The 26,296-nt window shown below is 46.1% G+C and carries 22 protein-coding genes; 3 read left to right on the forward strand and 19 right to left on the reverse strand.

Annotation, left to right across the window (positions count from 1 at the left end; translation table 11 throughout):
* On the forward strand, positions 1–720 hold a 720-nt coding region (locus tag JWG39_RS14135; RefSeq protein ID WP_205220070.1), incomplete at its 5' end, for a hypothetical protein.
* A gap of 122 nt (positions 721–842) precedes the next feature.
* On the opposite strand, the gene coaD is transcribed toward JWG39_RS14135, so the two are convergent.
* From coaD to ilvB, 5 genes are read right to left on the reverse strand one after another with little or no spacing between them, the layout of a single operon-like run.
* The gene (gene coaD, locus JWG39_RS14140) at positions 843–1,367 is read right to left on the reverse strand and encodes a pantetheine-phosphate adenylyltransferase (protein WP_205220071.1); all 525 of its coding nucleotides are present in this window, start codon (positions 1,365–1,367) and stop codon (positions 843–845) included.
* Positions 1,364–1,963, reverse strand: coding sequence for a 16S rRNA (guanine(966)-N(2))-methyltransferase RsmD (gene rsmD, locus JWG39_RS14145; RefSeq protein WP_205220072.1), 600 nt, complete (start codon positions 1,961–1,963; stop codon positions 1,364–1,366). Before rsmD ends, coaD begins: the two co-directional genes overlap by 4 nt.
* Before the next feature lie 10 nt (positions 1,964–1,973).
* Positions 1,974–2,618, reverse strand: a complete 645-nt coding sequence (locus JWG39_RS14150) for a phosphatidylserine decarboxylase family protein (protein ID WP_205220073.1) — start codon at positions 2,616–2,618, stop codon at positions 1,974–1,976.
* A 32-nt stretch (positions 2,619–2,650) separates the two neighbouring features.
* Complete coding sequence (ilvN, locus tag JWG39_RS14155; RefSeq protein ID WP_205220074.1) at positions 2,651–3,136, reverse strand: acetolactate synthase small subunit; 486 nt, start codon at positions 3,134–3,136, stop codon at positions 2,651–2,653.
* Positions 3,137–3,156: 20 nt separating this feature from the next.
* Positions 3,157–4,860: a biosynthetic-type acetolactate synthase large subunit gene (gene ilvB, locus JWG39_RS14160; protein WP_205220075.1), complete on the reverse strand. Its 1,704-nt coding sequence runs from the start codon at positions 4,858–4,860 to the stop codon at positions 3,157–3,159.
* Between the two features lie 450 nt (positions 4,861–5,310).
* On the opposite strand from ilvB, the gene leuA reads away from it, so the two are divergent.
* Positions 5,311–6,996, forward strand: a complete 1,686-nt coding sequence (gene leuA, locus JWG39_RS14165) for a 2-isopropylmalate synthase (protein WP_205220076.1) — start codon at positions 5,311–5,313, stop codon at positions 6,994–6,996.
* 46 nt (positions 6,997–7,042) lie between these two features.
* Here the strand turns inward: leuA and JWG39_RS14170 are convergent, their stop codons facing one another.
* Complete coding sequence (locus tag JWG39_RS14170; RefSeq protein ID WP_205220077.1) at positions 7,043–7,291, reverse strand: thioredoxin domain-containing protein; 249 nt, start codon at positions 7,289–7,291, stop codon at positions 7,043–7,045.
* Positions 7,292–7,376: 85 nt separating this feature from the next.
* Between JWG39_RS14170 and JWG39_RS14175 the strand changes: the two genes are divergently transcribed.
* On the forward strand, positions 7,377–8,021 hold the full coding sequence (locus JWG39_RS14175; RefSeq protein ID WP_205220078.1) for a YkgJ family cysteine cluster protein: 645 nt from the start codon (positions 7,377–7,379) through the stop codon (positions 8,019–8,021).
* A 171-nt stretch (positions 8,022–8,192) separates the two neighbouring features.
* Here JWG39_RS14175 and JWG39_RS14180 read toward each other — a convergent pair whose 3' ends face one another.
* The 13 genes from JWG39_RS14180 to JWG39_RS14240 all read right to left on the reverse strand — a co-directional run bounded on the left by JWG39_RS14180 (position 8,193) and on the right by JWG39_RS14240 (position 25,927).
* Positions 8,193–8,993, reverse strand: coding sequence for an ATP-binding protein (locus tag JWG39_RS14180; protein WP_205220079.1), 801 nt, complete (start codon positions 8,991–8,993; stop codon positions 8,193–8,195).
* 256 nt (positions 8,994–9,249) lie between these two features.
* Positions 9,250–9,432: a hypothetical protein gene (locus tag JWG39_RS14185; RefSeq protein WP_205220080.1), complete on the reverse strand. Its 183-nt coding sequence runs from the start codon at positions 9,430–9,432 to the stop codon at positions 9,250–9,252.
* A 177-nt stretch (positions 9,433–9,609) separates the two neighbouring features.
* On the reverse strand, positions 9,610–11,241 hold the full coding sequence (hcp, locus tag JWG39_RS14190) for a hydroxylamine reductase (RefSeq protein ID WP_205220081.1): 1,632 nt from the start codon (positions 11,239–11,241) through the stop codon (positions 9,610–9,612).
* An 861-nt stretch (positions 11,242–12,102) separates the two neighbouring features.
* Positions 12,103–12,936: a class I SAM-dependent methyltransferase gene (locus JWG39_RS14195; RefSeq protein WP_205220082.1), complete on the reverse strand. Its 834-nt coding sequence runs from the start codon at positions 12,934–12,936 to the stop codon at positions 12,103–12,105.
* A gap of 5 nt (positions 12,937–12,941) precedes the next feature.
* A complete protein-coding gene (locus JWG39_RS14200) occupies positions 12,942–14,117 on the reverse strand; it encodes an MBL fold metallo-hydrolase (protein WP_205220083.1) in 1,176 nt (391 codons plus the stop codon).
* Positions 14,118–14,294: 177 nt separating this feature from the next.
* The gene (locus tag JWG39_RS14205) at positions 14,295–15,494 is read right to left on the reverse strand and encodes an FprA family A-type flavoprotein (RefSeq protein ID WP_205220084.1); all 1,200 of its coding nucleotides are present in this window, start codon (positions 15,492–15,494) and stop codon (positions 14,295–14,297) included.
* 159 nt (positions 15,495–15,653) lie between these two features.
* Positions 15,654–15,920 (reverse strand): DksA/TraR family C4-type zinc finger protein, encoded by a 267-nt coding sequence (locus JWG39_RS14210; RefSeq protein WP_205220085.1) that lies wholly within the window; start codon positions 15,918–15,920, stop codon positions 15,654–15,656.
* Positions 15,921–16,138: 218 nt separating this feature from the next.
* On the reverse strand, positions 16,139–16,573 hold the full coding sequence (locus tag JWG39_RS14215) for a site-specific integrase (RefSeq protein WP_205220086.1): 435 nt from the start codon (positions 16,571–16,573) through the stop codon (positions 16,139–16,141).
* Positions 16,574–17,471: 898 nt separating this feature from the next.
* Positions 17,472–17,798, reverse strand: a complete 327-nt coding sequence (locus JWG39_RS14220) for a HigA family addiction module antitoxin (RefSeq protein WP_205220087.1) — start codon at positions 17,796–17,798, stop codon at positions 17,472–17,474.
* 11 nt (positions 17,799–17,809) lie between these two features.
* Positions 17,810–18,091 carry a type II toxin-antitoxin system RelE/ParE family toxin gene (locus tag JWG39_RS14225; protein WP_205220088.1) on the reverse strand — a complete coding sequence of 94 codons (282 nt, stop codon included), beginning with the start codon at positions 18,089–18,091 and terminating at the stop codon, positions 17,810–17,812.
* A 523-nt stretch (positions 18,092–18,614) separates the two neighbouring features.
* Entirely contained in the window at positions 18,615–21,161 is a 2,547-nt protein-coding gene (locus JWG39_RS14230; RefSeq protein WP_205220089.1) for a transporter substrate-binding domain-containing protein, read from the reverse strand.
* Positions 21,162–21,445: 284 nt separating this feature from the next.
* Positions 21,446–24,511, reverse strand: a complete 3,066-nt coding sequence (locus JWG39_RS14235) for a PAS domain S-box protein (RefSeq protein ID WP_205220090.1) — start codon at positions 24,509–24,511, stop codon at positions 21,446–21,448.
* 3 nt (positions 24,512–24,514) lie between these two features.
* Positions 24,515–25,927 carry a histidine kinase dimerization/phosphoacceptor domain -containing protein gene (locus JWG39_RS14240; RefSeq protein ID WP_205220091.1) on the reverse strand — a complete coding sequence of 471 codons (1,413 nt, stop codon included), beginning with the start codon at positions 25,925–25,927 and terminating at the stop codon, positions 24,515–24,517.
* Between the last annotated feature and the right edge of the window lie 369 nt (positions 25,928–26,296).

Here is a 26,296-nt window from a genome sequence, read left to right on the forward strand (position 1 = left end):
GACGAGTCTGAAGATAAAGAGATTGCTTCTGTTCTGGTTGATGAGGACGATGAGGAGGAGTCTGTTGCAGCTCTTTCTTTGCAGGAAGACGAACCTGCCCCCGCACTCAGCTTTGAGGAAAAAGAGACCCCTTATTTCAGTGCGACTGATAAGAAGCAGGTCACTCCAGCTCTGGAAGATGCCGTATCTGCAGCAGGTACCATTGCTGGCGCTATTACCACTGTCGGAGGTTTCGCTGAAAGTGGAATGGTGAATAATTTCGTCACAGACAGTGAAGATGGCGATAAAATTAAAGAAAATCTTGACAGTTTCTTTGACCGGGATAAGGAAGTCCCTTCCTCTGATACAGCTGTTGTCTTCATGCCTGTAGAAGACGATGAAGAACAGGATTCTGTACAAAAATTGCGCATGTACAGTGAAGAATATGTGCGCGGAGGGACCAGGTCCAGCTTCGAGGAGATGCTCTCTGAACGGGACCGCCTGCAGCGAATGATGCAGGGACGTTCCCTTGAGCTGAATCTCTTGCAGCTCTTTTCTGCAGTTGCCGACGTTATCGACAGAAGTGATGAGCCTGCCAGCGTAGAATCCATAGCACTGTTACGGTCTACCAGTCAAGCTCTGGCGGGGGTTCTTGTTGATGCCCATATTGTTCGAGACCTGGAAATCCTCCGGGTGGAAACGGGCAAGGTCCTTGGCTGGCTGAGCTCGGGGAAAGTATGATGGGTACCCTGATGTGAAGTCGGAACCAGGCTGAAGGAAATAAAAAATAAGGGTGATGGTCAAAATGATCATCACCCTTATTTTTTATTCTGTCTTGAAGATGGTCATGGGAACGGGCATCTTCAGCTGTTGGGTACCCCGTTGTCGATGTTTGCGTATTTCTGTTTCATTGCGGTATTCACATTTACCGGTACCAGTTCACTTACATCTCCGCCGTTCCGGGCAATGTCCTTGAGCATGGAGGAGCTGATGTAAATCCAGCGGAATCCTGGCATGAGAAACACAGACTCTACCTCGCGATTAAGCTTGCGGTTAGCCAGTGCCAGCTGAAATTCATAGTCAAAGTCTGAGACTGCACGAATTCCCCGTACCAAAGCAATGGCCCCCTTGCGGAAGGCATATTCCACCACCAGACCTTTCACCGCTTCTACCTTGATACGCGGTTCGTGTGCAAAATTCTCCTTAATCAACTCGACCCGCTCTTCAGTGGAAAAAAGGGGAGTCTTGGAGGAGTTGGCTGCAACAGCGACAGTCAGCTCATCAAAAAGGTTGAGCGCACGATAGATGATATCTACGTGGCCCATGGTGATCGGATCAAAGGTTCCGGGATAAACCACGAGGGACTTGTGCGAAGGAAGATCATTCATTGGGGTATTGTCCGATAGAAGTGAAAGGCGGCCTCACCATACTTCCGCATTTCAATGCGGGACAGTTGCATGACTGCAGCTGGAAGCGGAGTATCATGACGTTCTTCAAGAACCAGTATCCCGCGTCTGGTGAGAATATCCCGAGCGGCAATTTCGCCGAGGATGTGACTGGAAAGCCCGGTGTCGTATGGAGGATCGGCAAAGATAATATCAAAGTGTCGCATCGTTTCGGACAGCTCCTCCAACTGCAGCTGCTGGCGCAGATCCTGCTCCAGAAGCCGGACTTCTCCAGCCTGCTGTCCTCTGGGAATGCTGTTGAGAACAGTCATCACATTTTGTTTGATTAACTCCAGTGCCGGAGTGTTCTTCTCGACAAAAACCACACCCCTTGCCCCTCGACTCAGGGCTTCAAGACCAATTGAACCGCATCCGGCAAAAAGATCAAGCACCATTGCTCCGGTCACCGTATCTCCGAGGATGCTGAAGAGTGCCTCTCGGGCACGGTCACTGGTTGGTCGGATCTCAAGCTGTTTCTGCTGCTGCAGAGGCGGCGTATGTAATCGCCGCCCCTTTGCCAGACCACTGATGATACGCACGGGGCTTCCCTCAGGAGAGACGGGCAAGCAGCGATTCTCCGCCACGCACCATATCACCGACCTCCACCTTCAGATCGGCATCAAGCGGCAGGTAGATATCAACCCGTGAACCAAAGCGAATCAGGCCGATGCGTTCACCGGTACGAAGTTTATCACCAGGTTCAAGCCAGCAGACAACGCGCCGGGCAATGAGACCGGAGATCTGTACAACGGCAATTTTCTTCCCTGAACTGGTCGTAAGCAGGCTTGCGCAGTACTCGTTTTCCAGTTCTGCCTTTGTGCTGCTGGCATTGTAGAATTTACCGGGTTTGTACACTATCTTCTCTACCTTTCCAGCAATCGGTATGCGGTTGACATGAACATTGAAAACGTTCATGAAAATCGATATTTTCTGTGCTTTCAAACCAGTGAAGCGTTCATCCTCCACCTCTTTGATGATAATGACTTTGCCATCAGCAGGAGAGACAACGGCATCATCTTCAAAGGGGACAAAACGTTCCGGATCGCGAAAGAACCAGAGGACAAAGCAGGTGAGGATCAGGAAAACCAACGCTCCCGGCACATTTCCCAGTATGGCCGTGACGAGGGTGAGAAAAGCAAAGAAGGCGATAAACGGCCAACCTTCCAGGGCTATTGGGACTTTAGGCTGAATCATATTCCCTCCAGGGGTAGAGCGTGAAAGATCGTTTATTTATTTTTTGGGGCGCGGGCCATGGCCACGGTGCCCGTGCGGACGATCTCTTTAATACCCAGCGGACGTAACAGCTCAATGCAGGCGTTGACCTTGGAGCTGGAACCTGTGACTTCGATGGTGAAGGTCTTGGCGCTGACATCTATGACCTTGGCGCGGAAGATGTCAGCAATGCGCAGTACTTCCGCACGGGTATTCTCCATAGCCTTCATGCGCAGCAGAACCATCTCGCGTTCCACATAGGGAAATTCGGCCATATCTGTGACTTTAATCACATCAATGAGCTTGTGCAGTTGTTTGGTAATCTGCTCAATAACCGCCGCATCGCCCCGGGAGACAATGGTGAGGACGGAGATTTCACAATCCATGGTTTCTGCCACGCAGAGGCTCTCTATATTAAAGCCCCGGCCACTGAAGAGACCGGTCACCCGGGAGAGAACCCCGGGGTTGTTTCTCAACTGCACGGAAATTGTATGTTTCATGGGGGGTATTCCTCTCAAGATTAAACCAGCAGCATTTCGGTGGTGGCCTTACCGGCAGGAACCATCGGATAGACATTCTCTTCACGGGCGATACGGAAGTCCATCAGCACCACATTATCAGTGGAGAGTGCTTCTTTTATTACCGATTCGACTTCAGATTTCTTTGTTGCCCGCAGGCCGACTGCACCGTAGGCTTTTGCGAGGTCGACGAAATCAGGCAGTACCTCCATGGGAGTGGCGAAGTATCGGCGATTATAGAAAAGCTCCTGCCACTGACGTACCATACCAAGATAATTATTGTTGAGAATAGCAATTTTGATCGGCAGGTGATATTGCCGTGCGGTGGCCAGCTCCTGGATATTCATCTGGATGGAGCCGTCGCCAGCTATATCAATGACGGTTTTTTCCGGGAAGGCACACTGTGCTCCAATGGCTGCAGGCAGACCGAAACCCATGGTGCCGAGACCACCGGAGGTGACAAAATGACGTGCCTTGTTAAACTTGAAAAATTGAGCAGCCCACATCTGATTCTGACCGACCTCGGTGGTTATAATTGCATCTCCGCCGGTAAGTTCGTTAAGTTTTTCAACCACATACTGAGGTTTGATAATGCCGGACTCATCATCATGCCAGGTCATGGGGTGCTGCTCTGTCCACTTCTGGATCATCTCAAACCATGGCTGATGGCAGGCCCTTTCCTCTTCGAGGTTAATTCCTGACTGGGTGTTGAACCACTGGTTGATTGCCTTGAGAGCGTTGCGGCAGTCGGCAACAATAGGGATATCCACCCGTACGTTTTTACTGATAGAGGTGGGGTCAATATCAATGTGAATCACCTTCGCTCTGGTGGCAAAATCAGAGAGTTTACCGGTGACGCGGTCATCAAAACGTGCCCCGACAGCAATGAGCAGATCGCATTCGGCGACTGCCATGTTGGCACAGAAAGAACCGTGCATGCCGAGCATTCCCATGGAAAGGGGATCGGTTCCTGGAAAGGCACCCAGTCCCATGAGGGTCATGGTAACAGGAATGTTCAGCTTCCTTGTCAGCTCAATCAGGTCATCCTGTGCATTGGCAAGGATAACACCGCCACCAACATAGAGCACGGGACATTTGGCCTTTATGATTGCCTTGCAGGCCTTCTCCACCTGGCGCGGATGAGGCTCGATGTTAGGCTGATAACTTGGCATGACCATCGCTTTTTTCGCTGGATAATCAAACTTTGCGGTAATAATATCTTTAGGCAGGTCGACCAGTACAGGTCCGGGACGGCCTGAACGGGCAATATGAAAGGCCTCTCGCAGGGTTGGCACCAGTTCCTCAATGGAGCTGACAAGATAGTTGTGCTTGGTGCAGGGGCGCGTGATTCCGACAATATCTACTTCCTGGAAGGCATCGTTGCCGATAAGTGCGCGGGGTACCTGTCCGGTAAGGACGACAATGGGGATTGAGTCGCAGTAGGCGGTGGCAATACCAGTGACACCGTTGGTGGCTCCGGGGCCTGAGGTGAGCAGTGCAACGCCCACATCTCCGGTTACCCTGGCGTAGCCGTCGGCGGCGTGGACCGCCCCCTGCTCGTGGCGGGCAATGATATTTTTGAGATCAGCGTCCATAAGGGCGTCGTAGAGATCTGTAATCGCTCCGCCGGGATAGCCGAAAATAGTTGAAACTCCCTCCTCCTTGAGCAATTTTATAATTGCTTCAGCTCCTGTGACTTTTTTCATCTATGAGACCTCGTGCTGTTATGAGAACGGAATGAAGCATAAAACATCCGGCTTCATCTTCGGGTAAATTGATTGTCTTTTTTACTATGAGAACAAAGGTCAGAATATATATTGGGCCGTTGTCTCTGTCAACCGGAAGGGCGCGAAAGTAGTGAAAACAGGGAAAATTTCCCAATGAAGGTGAAAAAGAAAAGAACTTGACATGAATTGCTGTGTGTGTATTTTTGTTTCTGATCAGGAAGTTAAACACATCGTTATATTTTTACAGGAATAAACATAATGTCCGGTGCAGACTCGCTTCTACTTCTCCTCCTTAATTTGACGACAACTGTGGTTGTCGCAGGGAAGGATTGCGACTGAGTCGGACGTCACAGTATTTCCATGGAGAGGCCACAGTTTACATACTGCGGCCTCTTTTTTTTTGATCTCATTTACCCTGAAGAGGAAACCATGACTCAGCAAAATAACGCAAAATACAAGGCATATCCCTTTGTTGAAGATCTGCAGCGCACCTGGCCGGACAAGCGCATTGAAAAGGCACCTGTATGGTGTTCTGTCGATCTGCGGGACGGCAACCAGGCTCTCAACCAGCCGATGGATTTGAAAAAGAAAAAGGAGATGTTTCAGCTGCTCTGTGAAATTGGTTTCAAGGAGATTGAGGTCGGTTTTCCCTCTGCGGCAGCAGTGGAGTATGATTTTATCCGGGCTCTCATTGAGCAAAACCTTATTCCCCCCGATGTGGTAATACAGGTGCTGACTCAGGCGCGGCCACATCTCATCGAAAAGACCTATGAATCTCTCAAGGGAGTGAAGGAGGCAATTGTTCATCTTTACAACTCGACCTCCATTCTCCAGCGGAAAGTGGTTTTCCGTATGAAGAAACAGGAGATTATCGAGCTTGCTGTACAGGGAGCGAAAATGCTCCTCGAAGAGGAAAAAAAATATCCGGAGACGAAATTCCGCTATGAATATTCTCCCGAGAGTTTCACCGGTACCGAACTGGAGTTTTCGCTGGAAATTTGTGAACGGGTGATGGACGTGATGCAGCCGACGAAAGAAAATCGGATCATTCTTAACCTGCCGGCAACAGTGGAAATGTCTACTCCAAATATCTATGCCGATATGATTGAGTGGTTCTCCAGTAAAATGAACAATCGTGAGGCGGCAATTATCAGTCTGCACGCCCATAATGACCGTGGCAGCGCCGTAGCGGCCACTGAACTGGCACTGATGGCCGGTGCAGACCGTGTGGAGGGCACGCTTTTCGGCAACGGTGAACGGACAGGGAACGTTGATATCGTTACCCTCGCGCTCAACATGTTCAGCCAGGGGGTTGATCCGCAGCTCGATATGAGCGACATCGACCACATCATCAAGGTGTATAAGGACGTAACTCTGCTGCCGGTGCATCCACGGCATCCCTATGCCGGAGAACTGGTCTATACCGCTTTTTCCGGATCACATCAGGATGCCATCAACAAGGGGATGAACGCTTATGCCGCAAGTTCCAGCCACCGCTGGGCCGTGCCCTATCTGCCGATTGACCCCACTGATGTGGGGCGGACATACGAGTCGATCATCAGAATCAACAGCCAGTCAGGGAAAGGCGGTGTTGCCTACATCATGGACCGGGATTATGGGTTCAAACTTCCCAAATCCATGCAGCCTGAATTCGGCCGGCTGGTGCAGAGCTTTGCCGATCGTGAAGGACGCGAGCTGGAGCACAAGGAAATTTATGATGTCTTCAATCAATCTTATCTGCAGATAAAGAAACCGCTGGTTCTCCAAAATTTTAACGTGGTGAAGCGGCACAACCGCAGTGAAAACACGGTGGAATCACTGGCTGAAGTGCAGGCGACAGTCGCGGTGAACGGAGAAGAAAAGTCCTTCATGGTGAATGGAAATGGCCCGCTTGATGCCTTCTGCAGCGGGGTGAAGAAAAATGTGGTGGGAGATTTTACTCTGCTGCATTATCACGAGCATGCATTGACCAGCAACTCCAGTGCGAAAGCGGCTGCCTATATTGAAATTCGCCGTCCCGATGGACGTTCTGCCTGGGGCGTTGGGGTGGATACTGATATCACGATTGCCTCTATTGAGGCGGTTATTAACAGCCTCAACCGTTTAGGAGATTAAGAAAAAGTGAAGAAGAGGAACAAAATGCAGGCAGTTTCAAGGTCCCCTAAAGTCCATTTGCCTGCAGAAAGGTTCGCACTTTTTCCCGGGTGGGCACAATCATGGAGAGACGGGCAGTACCGGTGTCCAGGGTTGGAATTATATGTACACCGGCACGCAGTGCACGCAGGGGAGAGGTGAGTATATCCACTTCCTCCACCTGCAGATCGGGATGTTCCATTGTTATCTCCTCCAGCATGGTTTGTACCACGTGACAGCGGGGACAGAGAGCTGATTTATAGAGAATTATTTTCATGTTTTCCTCCTGAAAGAATTTCAACCTAAAGGGTCCCTAAAGTCTATCTGAGGAGACGTAAAATGCAAGGATTGTCGGAGTCAAGATGAAAAAAGTGAAGAAAGAGATACAGACCACCTGTCATCGTTGCGGCGACTGCTGCCGCGCGGGGGGACCCGCCCTGCACAGTGTCGACCTGTCGCTGTTGCAGGAAAGACGCATTCCGCTGGAGCATCTGCTCACCGTACGCCGTGGCGAGCTGGTCAATAAACCTGGTGGCGTGGAACCGGTGACTGTGGAGCTGGTGAAAATCTCTGGAGAGGGGGGGAGCTGGAGCTGTCGCTATTTCTCAGAAGAAAAGGGCTGCATGATTTACTCCTTTCGACCACAGGCCTGTCAGGTGCTGAAGTGCTGGGATCCCGCAGAGATTCTTGCCCTGATGGAGCAGGATACTCTTGACCGGCGTGCTGTTCTCGGCAACGGGCATGAGCTGCTGCCTTTCATAGAAGAACATGAAAAAGCCTGTTCCTGCGATTTCTTCTCCGACCTGGAAAGTCTTTCGGCAAAAGAAAAAGCGGAGGTTGAGGAGCGGGTGCGCCTTGATCTCCGCTTTCGCGATCGGCTTGCAGGGGGACGGGGAATGAGTCTCGGCCTCGAACTGTTTTTCTTCGGTCGGCCGCTTTTTCAGCTCCTGCAGACCAGCGGTGTTGGCATTGTCCAGCAGGGGGGGGCGGTGAGTCTGCGCTGGTAAAAACATCCTGCCATCTCCGCGAAAGAGAGGAAGGAGGAAGGAGACTCCTTCCTCCCTTTCCCCGTCCTTCCCGCTTTAAATTTAAAAAATCTTTATTCTCAAATGCTTTTGCCGTTCTTCGCGTTCCTTAGCGTTCTTCGCGGTAAAAAATGTTTTTTGCCTTTCCCTTTTTCAGACCATATTCACCAAAGGCAGTACCGCTTCTTTTCTCCACTTCTCGCGTGACAACTCCTTTCCCTGCAGCGAAATGATGATCTGTTCCACAGGGATTTCCACACCAGAACGTTCCAGAGCTGTTTTGATAAGGCGGTTCATTGAAGAGCAGCAAGGCACCTCCATTAAGAGGATGGTGATACTGCGGAGCTTCGCTTCACTGAATATCCGGGTCAATTTTTCTATCTGGAGATTCTGGTCATCGAATTTTGGACAGCTCATGACAACCACTTTCCCTGCAAGATACTTCTGCTGAAAATTGCCGGCTGAAACGGCGGTGCAGTCGGCGGCGACAAGCAGATCTGCTCCCTGCAGAAAGGGCGCAGAGGGTGGTATCAGGCGAAGCTGGACCGGCCAGTGGGAGAGTAGAGAATCGCTGTTGTTATCCGTAAAAGAGACACCCTCTTTCATCGCTTTCTGCATCGCTGACTGATCCTCTGGTCCGCTGGCCTGCTGCTGACCCTGTACCGGAGCAAAAGAGTGCACTGCTGCGGATGGGCAGCCGCCTTTCTTTTCAGCGGAGAGAAATTCCTCTACGGCTTCCTCGTCAAAGTGGTCGGCCTCGCGTTCCTCAATGGTCAGCGCACCGGTGGGACAGGAGCCCAGGCAGGCACCGAGTCCATCGCAGAGTTTGTCGGCCATTAACTTTGCCTTGCCGTTGATAATGCGCAGTGAGCCTTCGGCGCAGTCTGGCACGCAGAGGCCGCAGCCGTCGCAGAGTTCTTCGTCTATTTTGATTATTTTTCTTGTTTGTTTCATGTTCTCTTCTCTTTTTGTGGATTCGTTCTTTTACAAGAACATCTTGAAGCAGTCTTATACCATTCCTATTAAGTTGTGCCCCCGTTTAAGGAGGCCCAATCCCGGTTGCAGATGCCTTGTCTACACAACGACATTACGGGAAACTACCGCCGTACCGATTTTTTCATCAATGGTTATATCATTTCACCGTTATCGTTACGTTTACCGTCACCGTGTAGACAAGGCATGCCTTGTCTCTACAACACCATTGCTGAAATCACTGTTGTGCCGATCTTTCACCAATGATGTGTAATTCCACCGTTATGACAACATGGCGTGTATTGTTTCGCGGGTTATCGGTGATGGTTGCCATTTCGCTGATTGCCGCCACCGTAGAGACAAGGCATGCCTTGTCTACACAACAACATTGTGGGAAACCACTGCCGTGCCAATTTTCCATCAACGGTGATGAATCAATACAAAATAGGAATGGTATTATACCACAACGAATGTCAGCAGGTTGTGTTGCCCTGCTTTTTCCCCGTTTTTCCGCAGGGAGAGTCTATAAACAAAGCGGGCAGGTTTCAAGGAAACCTGCCCACTTTTACTCATTTGAACTTTCGGCAGATTAACGTTTTCAACCGAGGATAGTCTTCAAATCTTCATCGGCGGTGCTGATCGGCTTGCAGGCGAAATTCTCTACCAGCACATCGAGTACGTTGGGAGAGATAAATGCCGGCAGCGTGGGTCCAAGGCGAATGTCCTTGATCCCAAGACTGAAGAGGGAGAGAAGAATAACGACTGCCTTTTGCTCATACCAGGAGAGAATGATGGAGAGAGGCAGATCGTTGACACTGCAGTCAAAGGCTTTGGAAAGTGCGAGAGCAATTTTAATGGCGGAGTGGGTATCGTTGCACTGACCAATGTCGAGCAAACGCGGGATGCCGTTGATATCACCCAGTTTCTTGTCAAAGAAACGAAACTTGCCGCAGGCGAGGGTGAGAACGATGCAGTCCTGAGGAATTTTTTCTACCAGCTCAGTGTAGTAATTACGACCCGGTCTGGCACCATCACAGCCGCCGACGAGGAAGAAGTGACGGATGTCGCCGCCCTTTACCCCCGCAATTACTTTGTCAGCTATGCCGAGTACGGCGTTGTGGGCGAAGCCGCTCATTACACTGCCTTTGTCCTCATCTTCTGTGAAACCGGGCATGGAGAGCGCTTTCTCAATAACGGGGGTGAAATCTTTGTCGTCCTCGATATGTACCTGATCGGGCCAGCCGACAAGGCCTGTGGTGAAGACACGGTCTTTGTATTCAGGCTTCGGTTTCTGGATGCAGTTGGTGGTGAAGAGAATCGCCCCCGGGAAGGTGGGGAATTCTTTTTGTTGATTCTGCCATGCGGTACCGAAATGGCCATAGAAATGCGGGTACTTTTTCAGCTCGGGGTAGCCGTGACAGGGAAGCATTTCACCATGGGTGTAGACGGTGATGCCTTTGCCTTCAGTCTGCTTGAGGAGTAACTCGAGGTCACGCAGGTCATGTCCGGTGATGAGGATGGCCTTGCCAGCCTTATGCCCCAGCGGTACTTCTGTGGGGACGGGGTGCCCGTAGGTCCCGGTGTTGCCGGCATCAAGCAGTTCCATTGCCTTGACGTTGACTTCACCGCATTTCAGGGCAGTGCCGACGAGTGTTTCAAGGCTCTGGCCTTTGCGGGTGAAGTCTGCCATGGTTTCATATATGAAGGCATAGACTGATTCGTCTTCTCTGCCGAGAATGGCGGCGTGGTCGGCGTACGCTGCGAGACCGCGGAGACCGTAGACGGTGATCTGCTTGAGGGAACGGAGGTCCTCATTATCATCAAGGGACTGCATCAGGTCGAGGGCCTTTCCCTGGGCGTAGAGGTTCTTCAGCTCAAGGGCAGGTGCGAAGGTCAGGGCGTCAGCGTCAGATTCAACTTTGCCTCCTGCGGCCTCAACACGTTTTTTCAGGTCGTCACGATACTGTACAGTTTCATTAATCCATTTCTGGAATCGTTTCGGATCAAAGTCTACATTGGTCAGGCAGGCGAAGATGGATTCTGCGACGAAACGGTCGATTTTATTATCAATGACGCCCACTTTGCGCCCTTCAACGGCAACCAGAGAGAGACCCTGGATGGCAAAGGTGAGCAGGTCCTGCAGGGCGGCGACGTCTTCACTTTTGCCACATATACCGACGACGGTGCAGCCGGTGCCTTTGGCGGTTTGTTCACATTGGTTACAGAACATTGTTTTCTCCTGTTGTATTTTGTCAGGTATGGTACCTGGGGGGAACCCTGGTACTTCTGATGATTCAGGGATCCGTGTTGATGATGGATAGACTTTACCCGGCAGGAGCAGGCCTGACTTTGATCCAGGTCAAGAGAAGAGCTAAAGATTTAAAAAATCTGCAGGAGAAGGGAGACGGGAGACGGGAGACGGGGAAAAGCAAAAGACGGTAAGGCATTTTTTTACCGCGAAGAACACGAAGGAACACGAAGGAAGGCAAAAGCATTTCGAATACGGAACACCAATAACCCGCGAAACATACCCGCCACATTATCACCACGGGGTGATAACGGTGGCATCCATCATCACTGGTGAAAAATTGCTACAACAGTGATCCCGGCGATGATGTAGAGACAAGGCATGCCTTGTCTACACACTGACGACAAACGTAACGATAACGGTGGAATGACTTTCTATTGGCGAATTCAAAGGCAGGGAGATGGGAGACAGGGAAAAGCAAAAGACGGAACAGCGAAAAACTTTAAGAAGTTACGCTTTTATAAAAAATGCCATTTTTCGCATGATTAGACCATTTCTATTAAGTTATGCTCGTTTTACATCCTGTTTATCCATTCGTAATCGCCAAAAAAGATTTCCACGCAGTCGTGTTCTCTGATCAGTAAAAAATATAAGTTGTATTAGGGTCCCTTGAATAATCTTGTATTTCGTTCATATTCAAGGCACAGGAGAAAATTTACCGGAGCTATATGTTTGATATTGCGAGGATAAATTTTTGACTGTAACGAAGAAGATGGGCGAAAGACTGATTATTCAAGGTTCCCATTAGTGAAAATTCGTGTCCATTCGTGGTTACAAATTGCCTTACCGTCTTTTGCTTTTCCCTTTCTCCCGTCTCCCTTCTCCTGTCTCCTTTTTTCCATCCTTCCCAAGCAGCAGAAGCCAGCCCTCTTCTTCCTTCTCTTCGCGTATTTGCAACCCGCACTCCGCAAAGAGTTCGCGCCACCGTGTGCGCTCCCAGCCGCAGATGGTGTATTCTGTCGAAAAATCCCGATTTTCTTTCCCTTTCTTCATGGGTCGCAGTCGGTAGCGCTCTTCAATCTCTATTCGTTCTTCCAGCGGATTAAATTTGCGCAGCGTCTCCTTTATCAAACATCCACCGCCTTCCATGTCAAAAATCTTAAACTGAAAGGTGTGGGTTGTTTGAGCGCGGAAGTTCTCTCCCGGGATATGCAGGTGTAAACCGAGCAGGCCGTCTTTACGGAGCAGTTCGCGGCAGGAAGAGAGGCAGTGACTGATGGCGTTTCCGGAAAGCAGGTTAAGGGTGTTCCAGGGGATAACAATGCCGTGGAAGCTGGCGGCTGCAAAGGCTGGTGCGGTCATGTCCATGCGCAGCAGAGCAGGACGCTGAGAAGGGGGAATATTTCTGCACAATTTCTGTGCCTGCGTCAGCATGGAGGTGCTGAGATCAATGGCGACGAGCTGCCGGTCGGGGCGGACGAGGCCGTGAGTAACACGGCCTGAGCCGCAGCCGAGCTCAAGAATGTTGCCGGAGGGCAGGGTACGATCCCAGTGACGTGCATCTTCACACGTCTCCGCCATCTCAAGATCATAAAATTGGCGGTAAAGGCCCTCCGGCAGTGCCTCGAAAACATCCTCCGGCTCCGCGTCGTAGCTGTCATACAGAGTGACAGCCATTCTCCTTAACTCTCCTCAGCAGTTTTTTGTGCTGCCTTCGCACTGGCCGCACACTGATTCTTGCCAAGGTCGAGGATCTCCTCTTCCTCCGGTGATATACTCTTCAGCCCGGCATTGATTTGACGGATGGTGGCATACTCCTCCGGCTGCTGGCGCATATTCGCTTTGATAAAGGCAAGAAATTCTTTTTTGTTGTCGATGGAGTAGATGGCACGGTTAAATTCCAGCACCTGAGAAAAGGGTGCGGTAAAGGCGAGATCACCATTTATGCTGGTTGCTTCTTCCCAGGACATGAAGTGACCGGGCAGGATGTTTACGTTATCAGCTATTTTACGGACGTGGGCAAGGGTGTCAAAGAGCATGTCCGACCAGGTCTCAACCTCTCCTCCGAGATCCGGACGTCCCACCGACTGGATAAAGACGGTGTCTCCGGAGATAAGCCATTGATTATCCACAAGGTAACTTGTTGAGCCGGGGGTGTGGCCGGGGGTGAAATGTATCTCTACCGGAAGGCCTTCCGGGCCGTAGTCTGCCCCGTTCTTCAGGGGCGTGTATTGAAATTGTGCATCGGCAAAGTCTGCCTCATTGGCGAGAAATTCTGCTCCCGCCTGCTCCATGAGGGCACGACTGCCCGCGATATAGTCAGCCTGCAGATGTGTCTCGAAAGTGCGGCTTATTTTTACGTTTTTTTCGGCGGCGAAATCGAGATAGAATTTTGTATTGTGGCTCGGATCGAAGAGCTGCATTTCCCCGTCTTTTACCAGGCCATAAGAACACGAAGCCTTGCCGGGACGAATAAACTGATAGATTTCATACTCTTTGCCCGGATTGAGCAGCACAGGGATAAGAAATGTACCCCATGCGTTGATTCCACCATCAAGGTATTGAATGTCAGTGAATCCATTTTTCTCAAGAATTTCAGATACATATCTGGCTGCACGGCCAAGGACGCAGAGTATGCGGATTGGCCGGTTCCCGGCAAACTCCCGTACCCGTCGCACACAGGCTTCCTCAATCTCCAGAAAATCGTAATAGGAGATATTTTCCTGCAGGAAGGGGCGTGGTGCCTCCACCTTTTGACGGGCGAAGTCCTCGCTGCTGCGGACGTCAAGAACTGCAATATCTTCTCCGTTCTTTAACCAGTTAAAAAGTGTGAGTGCGCTGTATTTTACGATGCTCATATCCTGTGCCTCCGGGAGGTAAAAAAATGATGATCAGGAAGCAAAAGCTTCCATCTCTTTTGCCGTATTTGCTTTTACCTGTACTTCAAAATTCAGGGAACTCTTCAGGGTACCGTGAGTCTCACCAGAGAGTGGTGCCCGCTGCAGCAGGCACCACTTCTTATGGGAACCTTATGCTCATACGGTGAATTCGCCCGCGACTTTTGCACCGACGCGGCGTCCCATCTCAGTGCAGGCTTCAAGGGCTTCTTCAGTTGGCACATATTTGTGCTTGATACCGCTGTCAACGAGTTCCAGTTTGAGACCTTCGAGGATACCATTCATTAACCCCACAGCCTCGCCGCTCCAGCCGAAGGAGCCAAAACTGGCAGCAAGTTTATTAAACGGCTTCAGTCCTTTCATATAGTAGATGAAATTGTTCATTGCCGGCAACATGCCGTTGTTGAGGGTAGAGGAACCGAGGAGAATAGCCCGGGCATCAAGCACTTCAGCAATAACGTCACTGTAGTGCATGGTTTTCAGGTTGATCATCTTTACCGAGACATCGTTTTCAAGCAGTCCTTTTTCCACTGCAAACGCCATCTTGCGGGTAGAATCCCACATCGTTTCATAGATGACCAGGACCTTTTTACTGGCGGTCCCGCTGCTCCACTGCCGGTAGGCCTCAAAGATGGTGTCAATATGTTTTCGCCAGATGACACCGTGGTCCGGAGCGATCATCTTGATATCAAGGTTCATCTCGTCCACTGTCTCCATTACTTTTTTTACCAGCCCGGAGTAGGGGTAGAGAATGTTTGCGTAGTATTTGCCGCACTCCTGCATCAGGAGGCTCAGGTCAATCTCGTCATCATAGAGTTCACTGGTACAGAGATGTTCTGCAAAGGCGTCGTTGGAGAAGAGGATACCTTCTTCTTTAAGATAGCTGAACATGGAATCCGGCCAGTGAAGCATTCGAGTTTCAAGGAATTGCAGGGTACGTTTTCCGAGAGAAATTTGGTTGCCCGATTTTACTACTTCATAGGGCCATTCTTCATGGTGAAAGTGGTCGAGCAGGGCTTTTTTTCCCATGGGGGAACAGATCAATTTTTCCGGTTTACACAGTTCCATCATCTGTGTCAGTCCGCCACTGTGGTCCATTTCAACATGGTTGGCGACAATATAGTCGATCTTTGCCGGATCAATAATCTGACGGATATTCTCAAGAAGCTGATCCATGCAATAGTGCTTTACGGTATCGAGCAGGGTGATTTTTTTGTCGATGATGAGGTAGGCGTTGTAGGTGGTCCCGCGATTGGTGGAGTAGCCGTGCATGTCGCGTATGTCCCAGTCGCGTGCACCGACAGAATAGATCCCTTTTGCAATTTCTTGAACAGCCATGAAGTCACCTTTGTTTATAGAAATATTTTATATTTTTTCGCCGTAATTCTGAGTATAAACAACATCTTATTATTTTAATAGGTTGTATCTCTTTTGGCAACTGCTTTGCGGTTTGTCCGGACTGCCGGACTGCTTTATTCCAGGGGCGGCAGGCGAAGATCATTTTAACTGGCTGTCCTTGCTGCCGCGACGGTTGTAAAGAGAGGTTGATGCACGCTCTTTCTCTGCTTCCTGCTGACAGGCGATGCAAAGACGAACCCCCGATATTGCTTTGCGGCGTGCCTCGGGAATTGGTTCATCACATTCCTCGCAATGGGTGAGACTCTCACCACTCTGCATCTGTTCACGCACGCGTTTCACCGCGTCTGCCACGTTGGCATCAATCTGTTCCTGAACAGCACCATCCTGCGCCCACCCAACTGCCATATCTTGCTCTCCTCTGATGTAACGGTGGCTCCGGATACCCGGAAACCTTATTTTGCAAAACTATATGCAGGCTGTACTTCACTTCTGTTTAATTCAGAGTCCTCAAACCCAAAAAGCTCTTTTCTATATATAATCGGGCTTGTCCAACAAACGGTTCAGATCCTGGTTCGCTCCGCTCTCACGATCTAACCTTATTCGTTAGGTGATTTTATTCTATATCACCAAACATCTTCAATTGACAGGTCATCATAGCGCCCTAAGTTTTCCAACCATTCGGGCATTTTCTCTTTTATAGTTTGTTTTAAATTTGTCAGGTCTTTTTTATCTATCAAACCTTTCTCACACATGAATGTGTAAAACTTTTTTAAGCTGGTTGCATTACCTTTGATACTTGACTGGCTTGCCCACATTGCCTTTCTTATAAACCAATACCCAAGAAACATGTCAATAGCACAGGTCCCATCTTTTGCTTCTGTTACATCTTCGTAAAGCAAGTATTCATTTACGTAGAAATCAATATTTGAAAGATGATTTTTTATCGTCTTTTCTGACAAACCGGTCGACTTCAGCCAATCTTCAAAATCATTTAACAGGTGTTCATTGGCTTCTCTTATTTTTTTACACTTCTTCTCGTATTTCTCGTAATCATCCATCTTAAATACCCAGTTAATTTTATTATTGTTTTCGGCACACGTTCTTAAGGGTGAGTTCATTATAGTAATTTGGACTATAATGAGCAAGTCCCAGACTCAGCCTGATGGAGGCGATCCGGAGCGAAGCGGAGACCACGACACGAAGTGGAAAGACTGAAGGGAACGGTAACGGTGGCTTGGAGGAGGCAGCCCGGCTACGGCAGGGTAACGCGGAATGTACGGGGCGACGTACAGAAATCGAGTCAGGCGAATCTGATTGGGACGGCGCAGATAGCGAAGACTTTGAGACAGTTTTAATACCTCTATTCATCTTTTAAGGATCAGGTGCGTGGTCGGCACAGTATGGAAAGACATGTATTCACCCCCGGAGATCCGCTGTATCTCATTGATGGGTCCTTGATGTGATGAGTGAGCAAACCGCAAGGTGCGCTTATCGTACAACGGAAGTCAGCAGAGGGCATATAGCAGGCCAGTAAACGAGCCCGGTGAATAGAGAAAACCGGGAGGTGGCAGACTGGATGAAGGGAAGGTCCGAAACGGTAGCCCCAGCCGAATGGTGGGGATAAAGAGGCGTCTACGGAGTATCCTCCGGAAACAGTGGAAGAAGCCGCGAACCCGTGTCCGGGAGCTGAAGAAACGGGGTATCTATCATAAGTCAGATAAGTCAGCGGTCAGTACGGGAAATACCCGTAAAAAATCTTGGCGAATGAGCAGAGTCAAGTGGGTAATAATCGCATTACCGAATGCCTGTTTCCGAAGAATTCCTGGTCTTTTTCTCCCAGGTATACAACTCCTGTCTTGATCAGCCGAACTGCCTTAGTACGCGATCCATACACTTGGTGGTGGGGGAGGGGCGGTCAGTGATGGCCGTTCCTCTCCCGATATATAAATATATTTTTTATGCTTCTAAACTTTCTTGATTTTCAAGGTCTATCCTTTTGAAAGGAATGATTTTAGAAAGAGGTTTTTCAGCTTTTTCTTTTGCCTTATCAAGATCATACCTTGATTGTATTTTTAAGAAAAAATTTTCAGAAACATTGAAAAATTTAGATAATTTCAAAGCATTAATGGGTGAAATATTTCTTTTCCCTTTTAAGATTTCTCCAAGAGCCGTTTGAGGAATCCCTGTTCCTTTTGATACAGCATATACAGTTAACTCAAGCGCTTCGAGAAACTCTTCTTTCACTATAATACCAGGGTGCTCTAAAGGTATTTTGTGTACCATAGTTTTACCTCCTAATGATAATCTACAATCTCAACCTCAGTTGCTTCACCATCATTGAAATAGAAACATACTCTCCATTGATTGTTTATTCTTATAGAGTATTGGCCATTTCGATCACCTTTTAGTTTTTCAAGGCGATTTGATGGTGGAACTCTTAGGTCGTTCAGCGTAGAAGCTGAAGCAAGTATAATTAATTTACGCCTTGCTTTTGTTTGGATGTTTTTTGAAAATTTATTAGAAAATTCTCTATTCCAAACTTTTTTTGTTTCTTTGCATTTAAATGTCTTGACCATAATTCAATAATACCCCCGACTGATACTATTGTCAATCGATAGTATTCAGCTCAAGACATGTGCCGGGCACGACACACGTTCTTAAGGGTGAGTTCATTATAGTAATTTGGACTATAATGAGCAAGTCCCAGACCCAGCCTGATGGAGGCGAGCCGGAGCGAAGCGGAGACCACGACACGAAGTGGAAAGACCGAAGGGAACGGTAACGGTGTAGCGTTATTGCAACGGTTATCCGGTAACGGTGGCTTGGAGGAGGCAGCCCGGCTACGGCAGGGTAACGTGCGAATGTAAAGGCAGGGGGATGGGAGACAGGAGAAAGGAGACGGGAGACAGGGAAAAGCAAAAGACGGAACAGCGAAAAACTTTTTGCCAAAGGAAAGCTCTAAACATTCGAATAAAGGCAAAAAAGATGTCTATGCAGTTACGTTTTCTGGTCAATACAAAATGTAATTGGTGTAAGTCCTCTACTTTAGCAAGGACGCACAAATCAAGCCATCAGCAAATCTTCTTAATGTTCCAGGCGTCACAAGGCATCTAAAGTTTGACGAACCGTCTTTGATAGCTCTACGTTGTCAACAGGTTTCATGAGGAAGGCGCTGATACCAATAGAATTGGCTTTTTCAACATCTATCTTTGAGCTGTATCCAGTACAGATGATAATAGGAATATCGGGTTTGATGTTCAGTAACTCCCTGGCCAGTTGCTCACCTGTCAGAATAGGCATTGTCTGGTCAGAAATAATGAGGTCAAAAGCATGCGGATTGGAACGAAACAACTCAAGAGCTTTTATACTGTCAGTTTCTAATGTCACCTGATAACCAAGGCTTTCGAGCCTCCGTTTTGTCATTTCAGCGACAGTTTCTTCATCATCGACAACTAGAACTCGTTCATTTCCAGTTGGCAGAGAAAATACTATTTCAGTTTCTTGTTGAAACTCCTCTTCCGCGTTTGGCAAGAACACTGTAAATGTCGCGCCGTTACCAAGTTTACTCTCAACCATAATTATACCATCATGGCTTTTCACAATTCCGTGTACTACCGTCAACCCCATACCGGAGCCTTTACCAATTTCTTTTGTTGTATAGTAAGGATCAAAAATCCGATCAATGATGTCCTTGTCAATGCCAGGCCCGTTATCGCTTACTGTCAGTTTTACATATTGCCCTGGTTTCATGGTTGGATCTTTTTGTAAAACCTCTTCAGGAAGATCTGTACAGTCCAGAGAAACTTTTAAAATTCCACCTTTTTCATCCATTGCCTGAGCCGCATTTGTGCAGAGATTCATCAATATCTGGTGAATTTGAGTTGGATTAGAGTGAACTGTCCCGCATTTAGGGTCAATTTCTTGATGTATTTCAATCGTGGTGGGGATAGATGCTCTGAGGAGATTAAGAGCTTCTTTCGCTATCAAATGAATATCTACGGGGACATGCTCTTGTCCTGATTTACGGCTAAAGGTAAGAATATGTTTCACCAATTCTTTTGCCCGCTTTCCAGCCTTCAAAACTTCCTGAATATCCTTTTGGGCTGGGCTGAACTCTGGCACCTCATCGCTTACCATTTCAGCATAACCAAGAATAGCCGCTAAAATATTGTTAAAGTCATGGGCAATCCCGCCTGCCAATGTTCCAATTGCCTCCATTTTGTGGCTTTGCCGGAGTTTTTCTTCCATTTGTTTTCTATCTTCTTCTGCCTGCTTACGTTCAGTTATATCCCGCGCAATTCCTAAAACTCCAATGAGTTGACCATCTTTCCCGTACATGGGTGTCTTTATTGTTTCGAGAATTTCACGATGCCCGTCATCAGCATAGGCAATTTCTTCTTCGTTCAAGCTTGGAACTTTTTTATCAATTGCTGCCAAATCATTCTTTCGGAAAAAGTCAGCCAGCTCCTTAGGAACAAAATCGTAATCTGTTTTGCCTACGATATCTTTCTCTTTTGCACCAAAGAATCGTTCAAATTTGGAATTGCAGGCAAGGTAAATTCCATTGGAATCTTTGAGCCAGACAAGATCCGGAATTATTTTGAGAAGGGTACGCAAATGGGTTTCACTCTCCTTCAGAGCTTCTTGTGCTCGGTTGTGCTCTTTTATTTCTTTGCTGAGATCTTCAGTTTTGAGATTTACCATACGTTTTAATTGACGATTCCAAAGCAAAAAACCAACAATAACCAGAGTAATAAAACTGAATATAAACACCATCAGTTTTTTTAACTCTCTCCTGGTTACCCCAGGTTCCGCCGCAAGGTGAATCCACTTCTTGAAAATGTCTTTTCGCTCTTCTTCTGTCAGTAGTGCAACTCCTTTTTCTAGAATGCGACCGAGCTCAGGCCAGTCAGAACGCACCGCAAATCCAGAAATATTCGGAGGCTCAGATTCGCCTGCCATTTTCAAATTTGTGATTCCTTCTAATTCGATATAGAAACTGGCAGTTGCCAAGTCACCCACAAAGGCGTCGGCCATTCCAAAAGAAACTTTTTGCAAGGCGGATTTCAAGTCAGAGACCAATTCGATTTGAATCTCAGGGTACTTATTTCGGACCAAATCTACATAGCCATAACCGGAAATCATTACAACATGCAGCCCCTTCAGCGAGTCCAAAGTTAACTCTTTGGTCACATTTTTTCTAACTATGATGGCGGAGGGGATTTCTAAGTATGGCGGAGGGAAATGCAAATACTTTTCCCGTTGGGGTGTCTTTACAACTGCATTTAAAACATCAACTTCATGTCGTTTCATTCTGGCAAGGACATCATCCCAATTTGTACATTTGACAACCTCAAATTTGATGCCCAACTTTTCAGAAATCAGCCTCACATAATCGGCTCCAATACCATCATAATTTCCCTCCTTGTCAAAAAATTCAATCGGCTGGAACTCCGGATCTGGTGCTAACCGAATTATAGGGTGGGCATCAAGCCAAGATATTTCATTATCTGTTAGTTGGGCTAAATTGTTTCCTGTTTTTCCAAATGTGGCCGAGGCATCAAAAAGTGTATATTGGAAAAGCACCATGCACAGAATGAGCTTTAGTATTGGAATGTAAACGATTTTGGAATTCGTTTTTGCCATGTAGATCCTTGTCTGGAGGATTTGAATTTTGTTTTTAATATATTTCATTTGCCTTCGACTCAAATTCTATGAACCTCTTAGCTGAGGTTATCTATGAATCATAGATACTGCCCTTAAACGTATACGATCCATAATATCTTTAATTCGGCTACCCGTTTAAATCTGGACAAACCATTGATTTTAAATATTGTGGCCACCGGTTCCTAATGAAAAGCGATGGATAACAGACATAGGGCTCGCTTTTTGATTTTGCAAACATCCTCTCCAAAAGTAGGAAAAAATTGTTATTTATCCAAAACCTCTCGAATCGTTTTTGCTATTTCTAACATGGATACTGGTTTCATTACATAAGCAGCAATTTCAAGTTCCTTTGCTTTTTCTTCATTGATAAGTGAGCTGTGCCCTGTGCATATAATGATAGGGATATCCGATCGTATTTCCTTTAATTTTTTAGATAATTTGGAACCGGTCATCTGTGGCATGGTCATATCAGAAATGACCAGATCAAACATATCGGGTTTGGATTGAAACATTTCAATTGCTTCTATTGGATTCATAGTTGTTTCAACCCTATAGCCTAACCTTTCCAGAACTTTTTGCATCATTTCCGTAATTGTTTGTTCATCATCAACAAAAAGGATTATTTCTGTACCATATAAAATTCCTTCTGTTTTTTTAATTTCCATTATAGGTTTTTCATTAATCACAGGGAAAAGGATAGTGAAAGTAGTTCCTTTCCCAGGCACACTCTCAACTGAAATAATGCCGTTGTGATTTTTTACGATGCCGTGTACAATAGACAGCCCCATGCCGGAACCCTTTCCTATCTCTTTGGTTGTAAAATAGGGATCAAAAATCCGGTCGATGATATTATGGGGGATGCCCGGTCCAGTATCAGTTAATGTGATTTTAACATAATTACCTGCAGAAAAATTTAGATAGTCCCCATTCGCTTCTTCATTTAATATCACAGAAGTCACACTAACTTCAAAAACCCCGCCTGTATCCTCCATTAACTGCGCGGCATTAGTGCAAATATTTATCAGAACTTGGTTGATTTGAATCGGGTCTGCGAGAATTGTTATTTCTGCAGGTGGCAGATGTTTTCTAAATTCTATGGTGGTGGGAATCGTTGAGCGAAGCAATTTTAATGCATCATTAATAACAGTAACAATACCTATGGGTTTTAACTCCAAATCTGCTTTACGGCTGAAATTGAGCAATTGTTTTACAATACCTGCTGCTCTGAGACCGGCAGATTTGATCTCTTCAAGGTTAGTGTACGCCGGGTTCCAGTTAGGGATATCTTCAAGTGCCAATTCCACGTTACCGATAATCATGTATAGAATATTGTTGAAATCATGCGCGATACCTCCGGCTATTGTGCCAATGGATTCCATTTTATGGCTTTGACGAAGTTGTTCTTCCTGGCTCTTCCGCTCACTGATATCTTGCATTATTCCCAGAACATATGTTCGGTTCTCTTCCGTTTTTAAAATTGTTGTGGATATAGAGAGTGTTTTTATATTTTTTTCCTTATCAACGATTGTCCACTCTTCAGCAACGATATTTTTGCCTTGGAGCATACTGGTCATTCGTTCAATTGCCTTTTGTTGGGTTTCCGAATCAGGGTATATCTTCTGATACCAGCCGAACTGGTTTATTTCCTCAAGCGTATAACCGGTGATTGATGTCATGCGGGGATTCCAATGACTGAATTTCACATTAGGCCATTCAGAAATGTTATAAGAAACACAAATACCATCTCCGGCATTCTCTAAAATGTCATTAAGAGTTTGGGTCTTTTCTTTTAAATCCTTCTCCATTTGTTTTTGCTCTGTGATGTCATGAACAATCGAATACAGAAGATCTCTTTCATTTACAGTAATAGGACCACTGTATACTTCAACATTTCGAATTTCTCTGTTTGACAACCGGTGATTAAAGAAAAAGTGATTTTGTTGTTGATTTTTTGATTTCTGTATTTCCTGAATTGTTTCTTCTTTTGAAAGAATATTTATATCAGTGATTTTTTTCTTTATTAACTCTTTATGGCTCCATCCGTAATAGGAGATTGCAGCTGGATTGGCATCAACGATTTTTAAAGTCTCGGGGTCAATAAGGAGCATTGCCGACTGATTATTTTTAAAAAGGCTTTTATATAGTTCCTCACTCTCCCGCAGGGCTGTTTCCTTTTGTTTACGGTCGGTTATATCACGTGATACCCCTAAAATTTCAACAGGATTTCCCTGTTTGTCAAATACAATCCTGGCATGGATTTCGACAGGAATTATATGGCCATCCTTGTGTATCGCCTCAAGTTCTATAGATTCAGTCGCTTGTTTTTTATTTATGAGGCTCTCTAATAGTTTTTGTTGTTTGATATATGATTCAGTGGTTATAACATCTTTAGTGCTGAGGGTAAGATATTCCTCGGCCGTGTAACCTAACATTTTTTGTATTGATGGACTTGCATATGTTAAATTTTCGGTTTCTAAATTGACTGTATAAATAGCATCTGCCACATTATCGGCAAGGAGCCTGTATTTTTTTTCACTTTCTATAAGCGCTATCTCCGCTCTTTTCTTTTCTGTAATGTCACGGGAAGAACCGTATATGCCAATAAGTTTACCATCCGGATCTCTCATTCCTTTAATACTGTTTTCTGTCCAGACAATAGTACCGTTTTTATGGTAGTATTCTACCTCCATGCTAATAACCCGGTCCGAGTCGGCATTCATCTTTTCGGTTTCACGCTCCTGGGAGAAGTTTTCCGCAATTCGTTTAAAGGATTCCGGTGTGACCATCTTCTCAAGGGGCTGCTGTTTTCTTTCCGCTGGGGTGAACCCGAGTACTTTTTCTATGGACGGGCTCACATAGGTTGTTTGAAAATTCAGGTCAAGGGTCCATACTACATCAGCCATGTTTTCGGCTAAAAATTTGAACCGTTCCTCGCTCTCTATCAACTTTTTTTCCATTTTGTTTTTATAGAGGGAAATCTCAATAGCGTTGTTCAACTCTCTATTTTTAAAGGGTTTAAGGATATAGCCATAAGGTTCGGTAATTTTAGCTTTTTCAAGTGTATTATCATCAGTGTATGCAGTGAGATACACAATCGGGATTTTAAATAGAGAGCGTATTTGCCTGGCAGCTTCAATTCCATCGATTGCCCCCTTTAGTATAATGTCCATGAGCACTAAATCAGGTTTTTCTTTTTGGGTTTTTTTAATCGCCTCTTCACCGGATGAAACAATGGCACAGACAACATATCCCATATTCTTCAAGCTTGTCTCGATGTCTTTGGCAATAATAAATTCATCCTCAACAATAAGAATACTGGAAGCTTTCATATTCTATATCCTTTCTTTTCCGTTTAAATTCTTAAACCTGATTCGAAATTCGGTCCCTATATTTCGGTTGATCTCTATCTCTCCTGCAAGCTGGTGCTCCACAAGGCCTGTTATGAGTTGCAATCCAAATGTTTTAGTATTTCTAAAATCAAGATCCTCTGGAATACCAATGCCGTCATCTCCTATTACCATTTCAATTTCGTTTTTGTTATCGAATCGGGTAGTTATCGAGATAACGCCTTCTTGAGCTGTTGGAAATGCATATTTTAAAGAATTGGATACCAGTTCATTGATAATCAACCCACAAGGAATTGCGACATCAATTGCCAGAAAAACACTGTTAGACTCAATATCCGCTCGTATTCTTCTGGATTTTCGGCTATAAGACTGCATCAGGCTATCTACTAAATTTCTGACATATATTCCAAAATCAATATTAGACAAATTTTTTGATTGATAAAGTTGCTCGTGAATAAGAGCCATGGATGTTATCCTTTCCCGGCTGTCTTTAAACAATGCGGCTGCTTGTACATCTTTAGTCTGGTTTGCCTGAATCTTCAACAGACTGGAAATGATTTGAAGGTTATTCTTGACACGATGATGAATCTCTTTAAGGAGGCTGTCTTTTTCATTTAACGAGCATTTTAACAAAGTATTGGCAACGGTTAAATCAGAAGTACGATTCTGTACTACTATTTCCAACTTTTCCCGGTGAGTTTTTAATTTTTTTTCACTGGAAGCAAGTTTAAAAATATTTTTTTCAAGGTTATTTTGATAGTTGAGTAGCGCTTTATTATTTGCTTGAATGGTGTCCAGCATGTCATTGAAAGACAATCCAAGACGTACGAGCTCATCGTTTTCGTTTCCATGATATTTAAACCGTGATGAAATATTTTTATTCTCGACTTCTTTCATGACACCGGCTATGGATCTTATTGGGTAAATGATTTTCCTTGCTATTATTGCAAGGATCAACAAAAGCATAATAATACTGGTGGTTGTCGAAATGAGAAAAATTTCATTCAATTTTTTTCTGCTTTCACTGATTTGCAATAACTTTACTTTGAGTGTACTTTCTGCATCCTTAAAAAGATTTTCCACCAGGCTCATCAATTGCATGCTAACTAGATTAAACCGTTCGTAGGTTGCCTGAATTTTTTGTTCCAATTCAAAATCTTTGCTTAATAAATCTTTAAAGTGTTGCACATACCCTTTCATTCGATTATCTATAAGCTGTACGTGTAAGAGTTTGCTCTCAAGATAATCAACAACCAGTAAAAGTGCACGGTATTCGGATTCCCTTTTATCAATACGATAACTTGTTAAAAAATGGGTTAAATTAAACAAAGGCTTTAACACAGAAGTCTGGTTGCTTCCTAAAACATTGGAAGCCAGAGATTGGTAGGCTGTATCCATCCTGGTTCTATTCAATCTTTGATCCGTCATATATTGGACAATTTTATTGAAATCCTCTTCATATAAGGTAAGGCTTTTTAAAATCAACCCTATTTTTCCGTTTATGGATATATCAGGTTCCAAATGTGGAATGTTTGATATCCGTTTTCTAAACTGACCTATAACCTCACCATTCGCGTAAACTGAAAAACTATCCGGAATTACTCTCCAGGCCGGAATAGATTTCTGGTCCCAGACCAAGAAGTTCCAACATCCTTACTTGTAACGGTGAAAGTGGTGTGACATGGTGAAAGATTTGCCCGGCTAACTCGATGATCGTCAGAGTGATTTGGGAATAGGCCTTCAGGATTCTTTCCGCTGTTGGAGAAT

The organism is Desulforhopalus vacuolatus, assembly GCF_016918505.1.
In the GTDB taxonomy this organism is placed as follows: Bacteria; Desulfobacterota; Desulfobulbia; order Desulfobulbales; family Desulfocapsaceae; genus Desulforhopalus; species Desulforhopalus vacuolatus.

Coding starts and splice junctions, on each gene's coding strand:
- coaD (WP_205220071.1), bottom strand. CDS start 1,367: ATGAATGATCTTCCTTCGCACAAGTCCCTCGTGGTTTATCCCGGAACC.
- JWG39_RS14150 (WP_205220073.1), bottom strand. CDS start 2,618: ATGATTCAGCCTAAAGTCCCAATAGCCCTGGAAGGTTGGCCGTTTATC.
- ilvN (WP_205220074.1), bottom strand. CDS start 3,136: ATGAAACATACAATTTCCGTGCAGTTGAGAAACAACCCCGGGGTTCTC.
- ilvB (WP_205220075.1), bottom strand. CDS start 4,860: ATGAAAAAAGTCACAGGAGCTGAAGCAATTATAAAATTGCTCAAGGAG.
- leuA (WP_205220076.1), top strand. CDS start 5,311: ATGACTCAGCAAAATAACGCAAAATACAAGGCATATCCCTTTGTTGAA.
- JWG39_RS14170 (WP_205220077.1), bottom strand. CDS start 7,291: ATGAAAATAATTCTCTATAAATCAGCTCTCTGTCCCCGCTGTCACGTG.
- JWG39_RS14175 (WP_205220078.1), top strand. CDS start 7,377: ATGAAAAAAGTGAAGAAAGAGATACAGACCACCTGTCATCGTTGCGGC.
- JWG39_RS14180 (WP_205220079.1), bottom strand. CDS start 8,993: ATGAAACAAACAAGAAAAATAATCAAAATAGACGAAGAACTCTGCGAC.
- JWG39_RS14185 (WP_205220080.1), bottom strand. CDS start 9,432: ATGGAAAATTGGCACGGCAGTGGTTTCCCACAATGTTGTTGTGTAGAC.
- hcp (WP_205220081.1), bottom strand. CDS start 11,241: ATGTTCTGTAACCAATGTGAACAAACCGCCAAAGGCACCGGCTGCACC.
- JWG39_RS14195 (WP_205220082.1), bottom strand. CDS start 12,936: ATGGCTGTCACTCTGTATGACAGCTACGACGCGGAGCCGGAGGATGTT.
- JWG39_RS14200 (WP_205220083.1), bottom strand. CDS start 14,117: ATGAGCATCGTAAAATACAGCGCACTCACACTTTTTAACTGGTTAAAG.
- JWG39_RS14205 (WP_205220084.1), bottom strand. CDS start 15,494: ATGGCTGTTCAAGAAATTGCAAAAGGGATCTATTCTGTCGGTGCACGC.
- JWG39_RS14210 (WP_205220085.1), bottom strand. CDS start 15,920: ATGGCAGTTGGGTGGGCGCAGGATGGTGCTGTTCAGGAACAGATTGAT.
- JWG39_RS14215 (WP_205220086.1), bottom strand. CDS start 16,573: ATGGATGATTACGAGAAATACGAGAAGAAGTGTAAAAAAATAAGAGAA.
- JWG39_RS14220 (WP_205220087.1), bottom strand. CDS start 17,798: ATGGTACACAAAATACCTTTAGAGCACCCTGGTATTATAGTGAAAGAA.
- JWG39_RS14225 (WP_205220088.1), bottom strand. CDS start 18,091: ATGGTCAAGACATTTAAATGCAAAGAAACAAAAAAAGTTTGGAATAGA.
- JWG39_RS14230 (WP_205220089.1), bottom strand. CDS start 21,161: ATGGCAAAAACGAATTCCAAAATCGTTTACATTCCAATACTAAAGCTC.
- JWG39_RS14235 (WP_205220090.1), bottom strand. CDS start 24,511: ATGAAAGCTTCCAGTATTCTTATTGTTGAGGATGAATTTATTATTGCC.
- JWG39_RS14240 (WP_205220091.1), bottom strand. CDS start 25,927: ATGGATACAGCCTACCAATCTCTGGCTTCCAATGTTTTAGGAAGCAAC.